We start from the raw sequence: 12,821 nt of genomic DNA on the forward strand, positions 1-12,821 counted from the left end.
ATTGAGCGAAGAAAATACGTACGACTCATCGAGCATTAAAGTGCTGAAAGGCCTGGATGCCGTGCGCAAACGTCCCGGTATGTACATTGGTGACACCGACGATGGCAGCGGTCTGCACCACATGGTGTTCGAGGTGGTCGACAACTCGATCGACGAAGCCCTCGCCGGCCATTGCGACGACATCAGCATCATCATCCACCCGGATGAGTCCATCACCGTTAAAGACAACGGCCGTGGCATCCCGGTAGACGTGCACAAAGAGGAAGGCGTTTCCGCCGCCGAGGTCATCATGACCGTCCTCCACGCCGGCGGTAAGTTCGACGACAACTCCTACAAGGTATCCGGCGGTCTGCACGGTGTAGGCGTTTCGGTTGTGAACGCGCTGTCCGAAGAGCTGGTCCTGACCGTTCGCCGCAGCGGCAAGATCTGGGAACAGACCTACGTCCACGGCGTACCTCAGGCACCGATGGCGATCGTTGGCGACAGCGAAACCACCGGTACCCAGATCCACTTCAAGGCTTCCAGCGAAACCTTCAAGAACATTCACTTCAGCTGGGACATCCTGGCCAAGCGCATTCGTGAACTGTCCTTCCTCAACTCCGGTGTCGGCATCGTCCTCAAGGATGAGCGCAGCGGCAAGGAAGAGCTATTCAAGTACGAAGGCGGCCTGCGTGCGTTCGTTGAATACCTGAACACCAACAAGACTGCGGTCAACCAGGTGTTCCACTTCAACATCCAGCGTGAAGACGGCATCGGCGTGGAAATCGCCCTGCAGTGGAACGACAGCTTCAACGAGAACCTGTTGTGCTTCACCAACAACATTCCGCAGCGCGACGGCGGCACCCATCTGGTGGGCTTCCGTTCCGCGCTGACGCGTAACCTGAACAACTACATCGAGCAGGAAGGTCTGGCGAAAAAGCACAAAGTCGCCACCACCGGTGACGATGCCCGTGAAGGCCTGACCGCGATCATCTCGGTGAAGGTGCCGGATCCGAAGTTCAGCTCCCAGACCAAAGACAAGCTGGTGTCTTCCGAAGTGAAGACCGCGGTCGAACAGGAAATGGGCAAGTACTTCTCCGACTTCCTGCTGGAAAACCCGAACGAAGCCAAACTGGTCGTTGGCAAGATGATCGACGCCGCCCGTGCCCGTGAAGCGGCGCGCAAGGCCCGTGAGATGACCCGCCGTAAAGGCGCGCTGGACATCGCCGGCCTGCCAGGCAAGCTCGCTGACTGCCAGGAAAAAGACCCGGCGCTGTCCGAACTGTACCTTGTGGAAGGTGACTCCGCGGGCGGCTCTGCCAAGCAGGGACGTAACCGCAAGACCCAGGCCATCCTGCCGCTGAAGGGCAAGATCCTCAACGTCGAGAAAGCCCGTTTCGACAAGATGATCTCGTCCCAGGAAGTGGGCACCCTGATCACCGCGCTGGGCTGCGGCATCGGTCGTGAAGAGTACAACATCGACAAGCTGCGCTATCACAACATCATCATCATGACCGATGCTGACGTCGACGGTTCGCACATCCGTACCTTGCTGCTGACCTTCTTCTTCCGTCAGTTGCCTGAGCTGATCGAACGCGGCTACATCTACATCGCCCAGCCGCCGCTGTACAAGGTCAAGAAAGGCAAGCAAGAGCAATACATCAAAGACGACGACGCCATGGAAGAGTACATGACGCAGTCGGCCCTGGAAGATGCGAGCCTGCACCTGAACGAAGACGCCCCGGGCATTTCCGGCGAAGCGCTGGAACGTCTGGTGAATGACTTCCGCATGGTGATGAAGACCCTCAAGCGTCTGTCGCGCCTGTACCCGCAGGAGCTGACCGAGCACTTCATCTACCTGCCGGCCGTCAGCCTGGAAATGCTCGGCGATCACGCAAAGATGCAGGACTGGCTGGCCCAGTACGAAGTCCGTCTGCGCACCGTCGAGAAGTCGGGCCTGGTCTACAAGGCCAGCCTGCGTGAAGACCGCGAGCGTGGCGTGTGGCTGCCAGAGGTCGAACTGATCTCCCACGGCCTGTCGAACTACGTCACCTTCAACCGCGATTTCTTCGGCAGCAACGACTACAAGACCGTCGTCACCCTCGGCGCTCAACTGAGCACCCTGCTCGACGAAGGCGCGTACATCCAGCGCGGCGAGCGCAAGAAAGCGGTCACCGAGTTCAAGGAAGCCCTGGACTGGCTGATGGCCGAAAGCACCAAGCGCCACACCATCCAGCGATACAAAGGTCTGGGCGAAATGAACCCGGATCAGCTTTGGGAAACCACCATGGACCCAAGCGTGCGCCGCATGCTGAAAGTCACCATCGAAGACGCCATTGGCGCAGACCAGATCTTCAACACCCTGATGGGTGATGCGGTCGAACCTCGCCGTGACTTCATCGAGAGCAATGCCCTGGCGGTGTCCAACCTGGACTTCTGATCCCGGTCAGCACCAACGAAAAGGCCAACGCACCAGCGTTGGCCTTTTTTTATTGCCTGCGATTCACTCCCCCGCCGCCACACTCTCCAACCGATACCCATACCCATAAATCGTCAGCAATTGCCAACCTCGATCCGCCGTCAGCCCGAGCTTGTTGCGCAGGCGATAGATATGCGTGTCCAGCGGTCGCGAGGTGGACATCTCTTCGTGGGGCCAGAATCGTTCGTACAGGTAATCCCGTGACAGTGGTCGGCCGAGGTTGCTGAACAGACAATGGGCGAGGCGATACTCACGTTCAGTCATAACAATCGGTTTCCCGTCGCGGGTAACGGTGAGTTCGGCGTCGTCGAACACCAGGTCGTTGAAACGCAGAACCTCGGCCGGTGCGCTTCGTTGCAGGCTGTGCCGGCGCAATACCGCCGCCACGCGCGCCTTCAGTTCATTGGGCCGAAACGGCTTGCTGACATAATCGTCGGCACCCGCATTCAGGGCCTGGACGATATCGCTCTCACCATCGCGGCTGGTGAGCATGATGGCGGCTGGTGGGGCTTCCATGTGTTCGCGGGTCCAGCGCAGCAGCGCCAGGCCGGTGAGGTCGGGCAGTTGCCAGTCGAGGATCAGCAGGTCGAAGGTTTTCCGGCGCAACTGTCGCAGCAGGTCTTCACCGCTTTCGAAGCTGTGCAGTGACCAGGGCTGTCCTCCGGCCTCGGCCATTTGTTGCAGGGTCTGCTCGACCCGGCGCAGTTCGGCGGGTTCATCGTCCAGTATCGCAACGCGCATACGCGGTGGTTCCTTGTCGCTCGGGCAATGGGTGCCGACCGGATCGGCTCACTCCATGCATTGAAAGTAAGCGGCACGCCGAGGGGTGAGCCGCTATGATTCTTCGGGTCTACGTCCTCAGACCGGCCGCCTATGAAACCATTCAACCCGCCCTGCCCTGTTCCCCATGAATAACCACCGCCGACGCGAAAGCCGCGTACCCAGCCAGGTTCAGCGTTTGTTCCGGCAACTGGTGCGCGAGTGGGTGTGGATAAGTCTAGTGCTGTTGCCGCTGACTGCACTGCTTTCCTGGCGTGCGCAGATCAATTTGCATGATCCGGCGCCCTTGATGGGCGCGGGACTTTCAGTTGCCTTGGTCGCGTGCGTACTTGGGTTGTTGCTGTGGCGCCCGCGTCTGGCACTCTGGCTGACATTGGGCGGGATGGCCTGTGTGCTGCTGACCAGTGCAGGCCTGGCTGAAATGCGGCGTTGGTGGTCACCCACGCCGGCGGTGCTGGGCATGTTATTCGGTTATCTGATCTGGAACTGGCGACGCCTGAGTGTGGTGCTGACCTACTTCGGCTGGGAGCTGGCGCGGCTGGACAGTGAACCGAAAGTCTTTCCCGAACGGCGTCGGGCGCAGTTTCCCAGCGCCGACCGCTTGCAGGGGCAGATCATGGCGCTTGAGCAAGCCATGAGCCGTACCCGCGATACCCGCCGATTCATTGCCGACGGGCTGGAGTATCTGCCGGTCGCGACGCTGATCAGCGATCCACGGGGTCAAGTCTTGTTGGGCAACCGCAAGGCCCGGAGCCTGTTCGATCACAATCTGGTGGGCGAGGATGTGCTCGATCAACTGGCGAGCCTGGGCTATCCGGAGTTGTCCACAGAGTCGCGCCCACCGCTCTCCGAGCTGCCTCTGCTGGAGTTTCGTGACCACAAGGAACGTAGCCTGCGTCTGGAGCGCGCCGCTTTATTGCCGGTCGATGGCGACTTGCCGATCGGTTGGCTGCTGAGCCTCACTGACCTGAGCGCCGAACGCGCCGCCGAGGAGCAGCGCGGTGTGTTGCTGCGTTTTCTGTCCCATGACCTGCGTGCCCCCCATTCGGCGATTCTTGCCCTGCTCGAGGTGCACCGGCATCAGACAGGAACGGATTCGCCGCTGTTCGAACAGATTGAGCGCCAGGTACGCCGGGCGCTGGAACTCACCGACGGCTTCGTTTTGCTGGCCCGTGCGGAATCCGAGGCGTACCAGTTTCAACCGAGCCTGTTCGGGATGCTGGTCATGGACGTTCTGGATCAGGCGTTGCCCATCGCTCAGCAAAAACGCATCGAGCTCTTGAGCGACATGGACGAACAATCACAGGAGCGTCTGATTCTGGCCGATCAAGGCTTGTTGACCCGGGCCCTGTTCAACCTGCTGGAAAATGCGATCAAGTACAGCCCGGCCGGATCCACAGTGAATCTGCATGTCAGTTGCGACAACGACTGGCTGCGTTGTGAGCTGTCCGATCAAGGCAAAGGCATCGCTGCAGAAGAACTGCCTGACCTGTTCAGCCAGTACCGGCGGTTTTCCTCTGCGCAGGGTATCGATGGCGTGGGGCTTGGACTGTCGATGGTCAAAGCCGTTGTGGATCACCATGGCGGCCGAATCGAATGCCTGAGCGTGGTCGATCAAGGCACGACGTTCCGTCTGGAACTGCCACTGATTCCTGAAGAGCAGGCATAAAAAAACCGGCTATATCAGCCGGTTTCCTTACTTCCGAAAAAAACTTATGCACCTTTTACGGTGTTTTATCAGCTTCGGAAATATATAAGTAAATCAGTAAGTTAATTCGATAATTCGGGATTTTGCGAACAAACCGTACACAGGTTATCCACAAATCTCAGACAGCGATCTGATCGTTCGCAGCCGGTGCCTGAGGGGCCGGAGGCAGCGAGCCCATTTCCCGCTGCGTCTTCTCGTTCCACGCCTGCACCCGGTCATTCAGATCGGCGATGGCGCGCGGGCCACTGCCCTCGGCGTACATCGGCTCACCGATGACCACGGTGATCACACCCTGCTTTTTACCCCAACCGATTTTCGGCCAGAACTTGCCGGCATTGTGTGCAATCGGCAGTACCGGAAGCACCGCATTCACCGCCAATGCGCTGCCACTGCGGGAGAACTTGCCGATGGTGCCGTGGGGAACGCGAGTGCCTTCAGGGAAGATAAGCACCCAGACATTGTCCTTGAGCAGCTCGTCACCTTTCGCCGCAACCTGCTTGAGGGCGGCTTTCGGGTTGTCGCGGTCAATCGCGATCGGCCGCAGCATGGCCATGGCCCAGCCGAAGAACGGCACATACAGCAATTCGCGCTTGAGCACCTGGCTCAAGGGCGAGAAATAAGCGGAGAGAAAAAACGTCTCCCAGGTGCTCTGGTGGTTCGATTGAATCACGCAGGGCCGGTCAGGCACGTTTTCCGCGCCTTTGACTTCGTAACGGATACCGAGGAACACCTTGGTCAACCACAAGGCGCAACGGCACCAGTACACGTTGATGAAACGATAGCGCGCCTTGAACGGCAGAAAGGGCGCGATAAAAAAGCTCAGGCTGCACCACAGCAGAGCGGTGGTACCCAGCAGCAGGTAAAAGAGGAAGATTCTGATGGCCTGCAGTATCGACATGGCGACGTTTACCGTTACGGGCAATGCCCGACTGTTCAAGCGCACTCCCGATCAATCCCTGGTCAGGAACTTCAGAAGCACTCTAGTTGTGGATAAGTTCTGCGGCAATCGCCGCGAGATCGTCAAAAATCAGGGTGCCCACCGGCAAGGTCTTGGCCTGAGTCTTTTCGCCTTTCCCGGTCTTTACCAAAACGGGCTGTGAATCGACGGCTTTGGCGGCCTCCAGGTCACCAAGGCTGTCGCCGACGAACCAGACACTCGTCAGCGCGACGTTGTAATGCTGTGCGATGGTTTTCAACATCCCCGGTTTCGGCTTGCGGCAGTCGCAACCCTCATCCGGCCCATGCGGGCAATACACGATCAGCCCGACTTCACCGCCCTGCTCCGCCACCAGTTCGCGCAGGCGCGCGTGCATGGCATCGAGGGTGGCGAGGTCGTAATAGCCGCGAGCAATGCCCGACTGGTTGGTGGCGACCGCCACCGTCCAGCCGGCCTTGCTCAACTGCGCAATCGCTTCGATCGAGCCGGGGAGCGGAATCCACTCCTCCACCGACTTGATGTAAGCGTCGGAGTCGTAATTGATCACTCCGTCCCGATCGAGAATCAGCAGTTTCAACAGCAATCCCTCAACCCAGCAGCGAAATGTCGGCAACGCCCAGGAACAGGCCCCGCAGACGCGCCAGCAGCGCGTAACGGTTGGCCCGCACATTGGCGTCGTCGGCATTGACCATCACCGCGTCGAAGAACGCGTCCACCGGCTCGCGCAGTGCAGCCAGGCGTGCCAGCGATTCGTTGTACTGACGCGCCGCGGCCATTGGCTGTACAGCCTGGTCCGCTTGCTGGATCGCCGAGTACAGCGAGAACTCGTTGGCGTTATCGAAGTACTTGGCCTGGACTTCGGTCGGCACCGAGCCTTCTACCTTGCTCAACAGGTTCGATACGCGCTTGTTCACCGCCGCCAGTGCTGCCGCTTCCGGCAGTTTGCGGAAGGCCTGAACCGCTTGCACACGCTGGTCGAAGTCCAGCGCCGAACCCGGCTTCAGGGCACGCACCGACAGGTAGGTGGCGACATCCACGCCTTCGTCTTCGTAACGCGCACGCAGACGGTCGAAGATGAATTCCAGCACCGCGTCGTTCAGGCCGGCAGCCTTGACCTTGGCACCGAAGGCATTCACGGCGAATGCCACGGCGTCGTTCAGGTCCAGATCCAGTTGTTTCTCGATCAGGATCCGCAGCACGCCCAATGCCGCACGGCGCAGGGCATACGGGTCTTTGCTGCCGGTCGGCAGCATGCCGATGCCGAAGATGCCGACCAGGGTGTCGAGCTTGTCGGCGATGGCCACGGCCGCACCGGTCAGGGTGGCAGGCAGTTCAGCGCCGGCACCGCGCGGCATGTACTGCTCGTTCAGCGCCAGGGCGACGTCTTCCGGCTCGCCGTCATTGAGGGCGTAGTAGTAGCCGGCGACACCTTGCATCTCCGGGAACTCGCCGACCATTTCGGTCGCCAGGTCGCACTTCGACAGCAGGCCAGCACGGGCAGCCCACGAAGCGTTGCCGCCGATGCGTGCGGCAATGTAGGCCGCCAGTTTCGACACGCGCTCGGCCTTGTCGTAGACGCTGCCGAGTTTTTCCTGGAACACCACGTTCTGCAGGCGATCGTTGAACGCTTCGAGCTTCTGCTTCTTGTCCTGCTTGAAGAAGAACTCGGCGTCGGTGAGGCGTGGGCGAACCACCTTCTCGTTACCGGCGATGATCTGCTGCGGGTCTTTGGATTCGATGTTGGCCACAGTGATGAAACGTGGCAGCAACTTGCCGTCGGCATCCAGCAGGCAGAAATACTTCTGGTTGTCCTGCATGGTGGTGATCAGCGCTTCCTGCGGCACGTCGAGGAAGCGTTCCTCGAACGAGCACACCAGCGGCACCGGCCACTCGACCAGCGCGGTCACTTCGTCGAGCAACGCAGGGGGCACGATCGCGGTGCCTTCCTGACGGGTTGCCAGCTCTTCGGTGCGCTTGCTGATGATTTCGCGACGCTCGTTGGCGTCGGCCAGCACGTAGGCGGCACGCAGGTCGGCCAGGTAGCTCGACGGCGAACCGATGCGCACGCTTTGCGGGTGGTGGAAACGGTGGCCACGGGATTCACGGCCAGCCTTCTGCGCGAGGATCGTGCAGTCGATGACCTGATCGCCGAGCAGCATCACCAGCCACTGGGTCGGACGCACGAACTCTTCCTTGCGCGCCCCCCAACGCATGCGTTTCGGGATCGGCAGGTCGTTCAGCGAGTCTTCGACGATGGTCGGCAGCAGGCTGGCGGTCGGCTTGCCGGCGATGTTCTGGCTGTAGCGCAGTTTCGGACCGCTCTGGTCGATTTCGCTCAACTCGACGCCGCACTTCTTGGCAAAACCCAGTGCCGCTTGAGTCGGGTTGCCTTCGGCATCGAACGCGGCCTGACGCGGCGGGCCGTCGAGGTTGATGCTGCGATCCGGCTGCTGGGTGGCCAGCGCAGTGATCAGCACAGCCAGACGGCGCGGCGCGGCGTAAACGGTTTTGCTCTCGTAATTCAGGCCAGCGGCTTGCAGGCCCTTGTCGATACCGGCCAGGAACGCTTCGGCCAGGGTGTTCAGGGCTTTGGGTGGCAGTTCTTCGGTGCCCAGTTCAACCAGAAAATCTTGAGCACTCATTGTGCAGCCTCCAGCTTGGCCAGTACTTCGTCACGCAGGTCCGGGGTTGCCATCGGGAAGCCCAGCTTGGCGCGGGCCAGCAGGTAGGCTTGGGCGACAGAACGCGCCAGGGTGCGTACGCGCAGAATGTATTGCTGACGCGCGGTCACCGAGATCGCCCGGCGTGCGTCCAGCAGGTTGAAGGTGTGCGAGGCCTTCAGGACCATTTCATAGCTTGGCAACGGCAGCGGCTGGTGGAGTTCGATCAGGCGCTTGGCTTCGCTTTCATAGAAGTCGAACAGTTCGAACAGCTTGTCGACGTTGGCGTGTTCGAAGTTGTAGGTGGACTGCTCCACTTCGTTCTGGTGGAACACGTCGCCGTAGGTCACTTTGCCGAACGGACCGTCAGCCCAGACCAGGTCGTAGACCGAATCCACGCCTTGCAGGTACATGGCCAGACGCTCGAGACCGTAGGTGATCTCGCCGGTCACCGGGTAGCACTCGATGCCGCCCGCTTGCTGGAAGTAGGTGAACTGAGTCACTTCCATGCCGTTCAGCCAGACTTCCCAGCCCAGACCCCAGGCGCCGAGGGTCGGCGATTCCCAGTTGTCTTCGACGAAGCGGATGTCGTGGACCAGCGGGTCCAGGCCGACATGCTTGAGGGAGCCCAGGTACAGTTCCTGGAAGTTGTCCGGGTTCGGTTTCAGAACCACCTGGAACTGATAGTAGTGCTGCAGACGGTTCGGGTTTTCGCCGTAACGGCCGTCAGTCGGACGGCGGCTTGGCTGCACGTAGGCGGCGTTCCAGGTTTCCGGGCCGATGGCGCGCAGGAATGTCGCGGTGTGGAAAGTGCCGGCGCCTACTTCCATATCGTAGGGCTGAAGTACCACACAACCTTGCTCGGCCCAGTACTGCTGGAGCGCGAGGATCAAGTCTTGGAAGGTACGCACGGCTGGCGTAGGCTGGCTCACGAAATTCACCTGTTTCTTGGGCTGCGATTTAAAGAGCGGGAGTATACCCGATTCAGTCGCACCTCCACCCCCTGGAGCCTTATGCCACGCTGCTTTTGGTGCAACGAAGATCCGCTGTACATGGCTTACCACGATCAGGAGTGGGGTACGCCGCTACGCGATGCGCAGGGTTTGTTCGAGTTGCTTTTGCTCGAAGGGTTCCAGGCCGGGCTGTCGTGGATCACCGTGCTGCGCAAGCGCGAGCGATATCGCGAGGTGTTGTTCGGCTTCGACGTACAGCGCGTGGCGCAAATGAGCGACGCGGAAATCGATGAATTGATGCTCGATCCGGGAATCATCCGCAATCGCCTCAAACTCAATGCCGCCCGGCGCAACGCCCAGGCCTGGCTGGCGCTGGAGGATCCGGTGGCCTTCCTCTGGTCGTTTGTGGATAACCGCCCGGTGATCAATCATTTCAAGGATCGCAGCGAAGTCCCGGCGATCACCCCGCAAGCCGTGGCCATGAGCAAAGGCCTGAAAAAGGCCGGTTTCACCTTCGTCGGCCCGACCATCTGCTACGCGCTGATGCAGGCCTCGGGCATGGTCATGGATCACACTCAGGACTGCGACCGCTACGCGCAGCTCGTCAACGGCGGTTAGAATGGCCGCCTCGCGCACAGCACAAGATCAGGAGTGACCTGTGGAAAAGTTTAAAGGCGCCATGCTGGTTGGCGCTCTGCGGCTGTTTGCCCTGCTTCCTTGGCGGGCCGTACAGGCCGTGGGTTCGGCGATCGGCTGGATCATGTGGAAAACCCCCAATCGTTCCCGCGATGTGGTGCGGATCAACCTGGCCAAATGTTTTCCCCAGATGGACCCGGCCGAACGCGAGCGTCTGGTCGGCCAGACCCTGAAAGACATCGGCAAGTCCCTGACCGAAAGCGCCTGCGCCTGGATCTGGCCGGCCCAGCGTTCCATCGACCTGGTGCGCGAAGTCGAAGGCCTCGAGGTGCTGAAAGACGCGTTGGCCTCGGGCAAGGGCGTGGTCGGCATCACCAGCCACCTGGGCAACTGGGAAGTGCTCAACCACTTCTATTGCAGCCAGTGCAAACCGATCATTTTTTACCGGCCGCCGAAGCTCAAGGCTGTGGATGAATTGCTGCGCAAACAGCGCGTGCAACTGGGCAACAAAGTCGCCGCGTCGACCAAGGAAGGCATCCTCAGTGTCATCAAGGAAGTGCGCAAGGGCGGTCAGGTGGGGATTCCAGCAGACCCGGAGCCGGCCGAATCCGCCGGGATCTTCGTGCCGTTCTTCGCCACCCAGGCCCTGACCAGCAAGTTCGTGCCGAACATGCTCGCCGGTGGCAAAGCTGTCGGCGTGTTCCTGCATGCCCTGCGTCTACCGGACGGTTCCGGCTACAAGGTGATCCTGGAAGCAGCCCCAGAAGCCATGTACAGCACCGACACCGAAACGTCCTGCGCGGCGATGAGTCAGGTAGTCGAGCGTTATGTGGCGGCTTATCCGAGCCAGTACATGTGGAGCATGAAACGCTTCAAGAAGCGTCCGCCGGGCGAGGCGCGCTGGTACTGATCGGCGATGGGCGTTTGTGGATAACCTGAACAAACGGGTTATCCACAGCCGTCATGGCTTCCGCCGATCCAGCTTCTTCAGAAACACCGTCATTTCCTTTTCGGCCTGCTTGTCGCCATGGGCCCGCGCCGCTTCCAGCCCCTGCTCCCACGCCTGGCGAGCAGCCGCCAGATCACCCAGCGCCAGTTGCGCCTTGCCCAACAGCTTCCACGCCGCCGAATACTTCGGATCAAAGCCGACGCAATGCTGGAAATGCTCGGCCGCCTTCGTGTTCTCCCCCTGATCCAGATAACCCTTGCCCAAGCCGAAGCGCAGCAGCGAGTTATCCACACCCTTGGCGAGCATTTTTTCCAGTGATTCGATCATCTGTCTCGCCTCTTGGTCGGTCAGAAGAAACTCAGGCCCACGTGGAACAGCTTCTCCACATCGCGAATATGCTTTTTATCCACAAGGAACAGAATCACATGGTCGCCGGCGGCAATCACCGTGTCGCCATGGGCGATGATCACTTCTTCATCGCGGATGATCGCGCCAATGGTAGTTCCCGGCGGCAGCGCAATGTTTTCGATGGTCTTGCCGATGACCTTGCTCGACTTCGAATCTCCGTGGGCCACCGCTTCGATGGCTTCCGCCGCGCCACGGCGCAATGAGTGCACGCTGACGATATCGCCGCGCCGCACATGCGCCAGCAAGGTGCCGATGGTTGCCAGTTGCGGGCTGATGGCGATGTCGATGTCACCGCCCTGGATCAGGTCCACGTAGGCCGGGTTGTTGATGATCGTCATCACCTTCTTCGCGCCCAGGCGCTTGGCCAGCAGCGACGACATGATGTTGGCTTCGTCATCGTTGGTCAGGGCGAGGAAGATGTCGGCGTCGGCGATGTTCTCTTCCAGCAGCAGGTCGCGATCCGACGCGCTGCCCTGCAACACCACGGTGCTGTCGAGGGTATCGGAGAGATAACGACAGCGCGCCGGATTCATCTCGATGATCTTCACCTGATAGCGGCTTTCGATGGCCTCGGCCAGCCGTTCGCCGATCTGCCCGCCACCGGCGATGACGATGCGCTTGTAGCTTTCGTCTAGCCGGCGCATTTCGCTCATCACCGCGCGAATGTTCGCACGGGCGGCGATGAAGAAGACTTCGTCGTCGGCCTCGATCACCGTGTCGCCCTGGGGAAGAATCGGTCGATCGCGGCGGAAAATCGCGGCCACCCGTGTTTCCACATTCGGCATGTGTTCGCGCAACTGGCGCAGCTGCTGGCCTACCAGCGGCCCGCCGTAGTAGGCGCGCACCGCGACCAGTTGTGCCTGGCCTTCGGCGAAATCGATCACCTGCAATGCGCCGGGATGCTGGATCAGACGCTTGATGTAGTTGGTGACGACCTGCTCGGGACTGATCAGCACGTCGACCGGAATCGCCTCGTTCTGGAACAGCTGCTCCTCGCGGGTCAGATAAGACGCTTCGCGCACCCGGGCAATCTTGGTCGGGGTGTGGAACAGGGTGTGAGCGACCTGGCAGGCAACCATGTTGGTTTCGTCGCTGTTGGTCACCGCGACCAGCATGTCGGCGTCGTCGGCACCGGCCTGACGCAGAATGTTCGGCAGCGAGCCTCGGCCCTGCACGGTGCGGATGTCGAGGCGATCGCCAAGATCGCGCAGACGGTCGCCGTCAGTGTCGACCACCGTGATGTCATTGGCCTCGCTGGCCAGATGTTCAGCCAGCGAACCGCCGACCTGTCCCGCACCGAGGATGATGATTTTCATCCAGTCACTCCATTGA

Annotated in this window: 11 protein-coding genes; 4 read left to right on the forward strand and 7 right to left on the reverse strand. The window is 60.5% G+C overall.

Annotated features, from left to right (window positions below):
- Window position 1: 1 nt before the first annotated feature.
- A complete protein-coding gene (gene gyrB, locus ACKUG4_RS12710; protein WP_011331734.1) occupies window positions 2-2,419 on the forward strand; it encodes a DNA topoisomerase (ATP-hydrolyzing) subunit B in 2,418 nt (805 codons plus the stop codon).
- Between the two features lie 63 nt (window positions 2,420-2,482).
- Here the strand turns inward: gyrB and ACKUG4_RS12715 are convergent, their stop codons facing one another.
- Entirely contained in the window at window positions 2,483-3,199 is a 717-nt protein-coding gene (locus tag ACKUG4_RS12715) for a response regulator transcription factor (RefSeq protein WP_445434123.1), read from the reverse strand.
- Between the two features lie 166 nt (window positions 3,200-3,365).
- Here ACKUG4_RS12715 and ACKUG4_RS12720 point away from each other — a divergent pair, with 166 nt between their 5' ends.
- A complete protein-coding gene (locus tag ACKUG4_RS12720) occupies window positions 3,366-4,907 on the forward strand; it encodes a sensor histidine kinase (RefSeq protein WP_445434124.1) in 1,542 nt (513 codons plus the stop codon).
- Window positions 4,908-5,064: 157 nt separating this feature from the next.
- On the opposite strand, the gene ACKUG4_RS12725 is transcribed toward ACKUG4_RS12720, so the two are convergent.
- From ACKUG4_RS12725 to glyQ, 4 genes are all read right to left on the reverse strand, one after another.
- Window positions 5,065-5,844, reverse strand: a complete 780-nt coding sequence (locus ACKUG4_RS12725; protein ID WP_445434125.1) for a lysophospholipid acyltransferase family protein — start codon at window positions 5,842-5,844, stop codon at window positions 5,065-5,067.
- A gap of 82 nt (window positions 5,845-5,926) precedes the next feature.
- Entirely contained in the window at window positions 5,927-6,466 is a 540-nt protein-coding gene (gmhB, locus tag ACKUG4_RS12730) for a D-glycero-beta-D-manno-heptose 1,7-bisphosphate 7-phosphatase (protein WP_445434126.1), read from the reverse strand.
- A 4-nt stretch (window positions 6,467-6,470) separates the two neighbouring features.
- Window positions 6,471-8,525 carry a glycine--tRNA ligase subunit beta gene (gene glyS / locus ACKUG4_RS12735; RefSeq protein WP_064592404.1) on the reverse strand — a complete coding sequence of 685 codons (2,055 nt, stop codon included), beginning with the start codon at window positions 8,523-8,525 and terminating at the stop codon, window positions 6,471-6,473.
- On the reverse strand, window positions 8,522-9,475 hold the full coding sequence (gene glyQ / locus ACKUG4_RS12740; RefSeq protein ID WP_445434127.1) for a glycine--tRNA ligase subunit alpha: 954 nt from the start codon (window positions 9,473-9,475) through the stop codon (window positions 8,522-8,524). The genes glyS and glyQ overlap by 4 nt, the downstream gene beginning before the upstream one ends.
- A gap of 81 nt (window positions 9,476-9,556) precedes the next feature.
- Here glyQ and tag point away from each other — a divergent pair, with 81 nt between their 5' ends.
- On the forward strand, window positions 9,557-10,114 hold the full coding sequence (gene tag / locus ACKUG4_RS12745) for a DNA-3-methyladenine glycosylase I (protein WP_064592405.1): 558 nt from the start codon (window positions 9,557-9,559) through the stop codon (window positions 10,112-10,114).
- A 40-nt stretch (window positions 10,115-10,154) separates the two neighbouring features.
- Window positions 10,155-11,042, forward strand: coding sequence for a lysophospholipid acyltransferase (locus ACKUG4_RS12750; protein WP_445434128.1), 888 nt, complete (start codon window positions 10,155-10,157; stop codon window positions 11,040-11,042).
- Window positions 11,043-11,093: 51 nt separating this feature from the next.
- Here the strand turns inward: ACKUG4_RS12750 and ACKUG4_RS12755 are convergent, their stop codons facing one another.
- On the reverse strand, window positions 11,094-11,408 hold the full coding sequence (locus ACKUG4_RS12755; RefSeq protein ID WP_236187646.1) for a tetratricopeptide repeat protein: 315 nt from the start codon (window positions 11,406-11,408) through the stop codon (window positions 11,094-11,096).
- Between the two features lie 20 nt (window positions 11,409-11,428).
- Window positions 11,429-12,805, reverse strand: coding sequence for a Trk system potassium transporter TrkA (gene trkA / locus ACKUG4_RS12760; protein ID WP_064592408.1), 1,377 nt, complete (start codon window positions 12,803-12,805; stop codon window positions 11,429-11,431).
- Window positions 12,806-12,821: the final 16 nt, after the last annotated feature.

It is taken from the genome of Candidatus Pseudomonas auctus (assembly GCF_048654275.1).
Taxonomy (GTDB): Bacteria; Pseudomonadota; Gammaproteobacteria; order Pseudomonadales; family Pseudomonadaceae; genus Aquipseudomonas; species Aquipseudomonas pharyngis.

What these genes read in the sequence shown, in the direction of transcription:
- tag (WP_064592405.1), top strand. Translation starts at nt 9,557, where the DNA reads ATGCCACGCTGCTTTTGGTGCAACGAAGATCCGCTGTACATGGCTTAC.
- glyS (WP_064592404.1), bottom strand. Translation starts at nt 8,525, where the DNA reads ATGAGTGCTCAAGATTTTCTGGTTGAACTGGGCACCGAAGAACTGCCA.
- trkA (WP_064592408.1), bottom strand. Translation starts at nt 12,805, where the DNA reads ATGAAAATCATCATCCTCGGTGCGGGACAGGTCGGCGGTTCGCTGGCT.
- ACKUG4_RS12725 (WP_445434125.1), bottom strand. Translation starts at nt 5,844, where the DNA reads ATGTCGATACTGCAGGCCATCAGAATCTTCCTCTTTTACCTGCTGCTG.
- ACKUG4_RS12720 (WP_445434124.1), top strand. Translation starts at nt 3,366, where the DNA reads ATGAATAACCACCGCCGACGCGAAAGCCGCGTACCCAGCCAGGTTCAG.
- ACKUG4_RS12715 (WP_445434123.1), bottom strand. Translation starts at nt 3,199, where the DNA reads ATGCGCGTTGCGATACTGGACGATGAACCCGCCGAACTGCGCCGGGTC.
- ACKUG4_RS12755 (WP_236187646.1), bottom strand. Translation starts at nt 11,408, where the DNA reads ATGATCGAATCACTGGAAAAAATGCTCGCCAAGGGTGTGGATAACTCG.